3 protein-coding genes are annotated in these 2,314 nt (G+C 38.2%); all 3 read right to left on the reverse strand.

Annotated elements, in window-relative coordinates; translation table 11 throughout:
- Positions 1-44: 44 nt before the first annotated feature.
- Positions 45-284 (reverse strand): RNA-binding protein KphA, encoded by a 240-nt coding sequence (kphA, locus tag HMPREF2887_RS08865; RefSeq protein WP_003001620.1) that lies wholly within the window; start codon positions 282-284, stop codon positions 45-47.
- Between the two features lie 18 nt (positions 285-302).
- A complete protein-coding gene (gene rpsP / locus HMPREF2887_RS08870) occupies positions 303-575 on the reverse strand; it encodes a 30S ribosomal protein S16 (protein WP_003024685.1) in 273 nt (90 codons plus the stop codon).
- Between the two features lie 118 nt (positions 576-693).
- The coding region (pulA, locus tag HMPREF2887_RS08875) for a type I pullulanase (protein WP_084741084.1) at positions 694-2,314 on the reverse strand (1,621 nt) is incomplete at its 5' end.

Below are 2,314 nucleotides of genomic sequence, written 5' to 3' on the forward strand. Positions count from 1 at the left end.
TTATTTGTCCAACTTTTGGGGGTCAGTACAGAATGGCTCCATTTTTATTTTTCATCAATAACAATTCTGACTTTTTTATCTTCGGTTGGGACAGAATAAACAATCGTTCTTATCGCAGAGATCGTGCGACCTTTACGACCGATTACACGTCCAACATCACTAGGGTCAAGATCTAAATGATATTCCAAAAATTCTGGTGTATCTTCAATCTTGATAGTTAAAGCATCTGGTTGTGAAATCAAAGGTTTCACTATCGCAATAATAAGATTTTCAATCGTGTCCATAGTCAACCTGCAGTTCTATTATTTAGAGTATTTAGAATCGTGGAATTTCTTCATCACGCCAGCTTTTGAAAGAATGTTACGAACAGTATCAGAAGGTTGAGCACCTTTTGACAACCAGTCAAGAATACGATCTTCTTTTAAAGTTACTTGGTTTTCAGCAACAAGTGGATTGTATGTTCCAACTGTTTCAATAAAACGTCCGTCACGAGGTGAACGTGAGTCTGCTACGTTGATACGGTAGAAAGGTTTTTTCTTAGAACCCATACGAGTTAAACGGATTTTAACTGCCATTTTAAAAATTTCTCTTTTCTCTTTTTTATTTTTAGGAATAGCAGAGCTACTCCCAACACATTCTATCTTATCACAAGAAAGAAAAGGTGTCAAGAAAAAATCTTGACATCTTTTGATATCACCATTCTACAACTTCAAAGACTGTAGCTGTCAGATCTTCAACAAAAGAATCGCTAACTTGACGACTATTTCCAGCTACAAGTTTCAAATTTCCAATATCTTCAATATTGTATTTATCACCACTTGCATTAAAAATTACAAGGTAATAATTGTCATCCTTCACTTCAAAAATGACAATTCCGCTTCCGGAATGCGCCGAATGTACAAAGGCATGCTGGTAAATGTCATCATAATGCTGGTAAGAAAATTCTTTTGTTGTCGTTTTTAAATGAATCATCTGTTTGATATAGTTGATACTTTCCTGATGATGAGTTAATAAATCCCAGTCTACTTGATTGACAGCGTCGGGAGCGTTATAACTGTTCATAGCACGCTTATGATCTGCCTGAATGGCATTCCCATTTGCTCCAGTTGCCACTAGTTTGCTACGTGAAAATTCCTGTCCCAACTCCATAAAACTCATGCCTTGCAAGAGGAGATTCATCGCAGTTGCTAATTCAATCCGCTTAGTACGAGTCAATTCATCATCATCTGGGTGCAGTTCAGCTAACAAATCGTGCAAATTGTAATTATCATGCGCTTCTACATAATTAACAACTTGTTTTGGCTCCAGATAGGTTCCTAGTTCACTACTTCCTAGAATTGCCTTGGCAACAATTGATTCTGTCGCTTGACCACTTACAAAGCCAGCTTTCAAACCACCATAAACCTCTGCGCCTTTGATAGCATCACGTTCAGTATCGTTGAAAAATCCGATATTAGGTAATTCAAAGGCATTATCTTTTTTAGCTTTGTCAAGCGGAAGCAATCCTGTCCCCATATCCCAACCTTCACCGTATGTGAGAATTCTCGGGTCAATTTCATCTAACGCTTCCCGAATTTGACGCATCGTTTCAATATCATGAATGCCCATTAAATCAAAACGAAAACCATCAATATTATACTCTTTTACCCAATAAAGGATAGAATCAATCATATATTTACGAAACATTTCATGCTCGCTGGCTGTCTCGCTCCCCACACCTGTTCCATTTTGGAAAGATCCGTCTGGATTCATCCGATAGTAATAATCAGGCACTACTTGTTGAAACGGTGAATCATGAGTCGAATAAATATGGTTGTATACAACATCTATCACTACGGAAATGCCCGCATCATGATAGGCTTGAATCATCGTTTTTAAATCCCGCATTCCTTGAGACGGGTTTGCTGGATCTGTTGAAAAACTCGTTTCAGGAGCATTGTAATTTTGAGGGTCATAGCCCCAATTATACATTATATTTCCATCTTGGTCATACTCTTTGTGTCGATCAGAGATGGGCTGAAATTGTACGACATTGACACCTAATGATTGAATATAATCAAATCCTGTCGCTTGACCTGTTCTATTTTTTGTTCCTTTTTGACAAGCCCCTAAAAAGGTCCCTCGGTGTTTTTTAGACACGCCAGAACTGTTAGACTTCGTCAAATCTCGTACATGCATCTCATAAATAACAGCTTGACAAGGATTCTCTAGACGCCAAATTGCTTGTTGCCCTTGTTTCACTTGGAAATGTTTTGGATTTCGCTCCGCAGGCGATAAAATGACAGAACGCTTTCCATCTTCCGTTACGGCTTCC

The sequence above is a fragment of the Streptococcus sp. HMSC071H03 genome (genome assembly GCF_001813035.1).
GTDB classification, from domain to species: domain Bacteria; phylum Bacillota; class Bacilli; order Lactobacillales; family Streptococcaceae; genus Streptococcus; species Streptococcus anginosus.

Coding starts and splice junctions, on each gene's coding strand:
- kphA (WP_003001620.1), bottom strand. CDS start 284: ATGGACACGATTGAAAATCTTATTATTGCGATAGTGAAACCTTTGATT.
- rpsP (WP_003024685.1), bottom strand. CDS start 575: ATGGCAGTTAAAATCCGTTTAACTCGTATGGGTTCTAAGAAAAAACCT.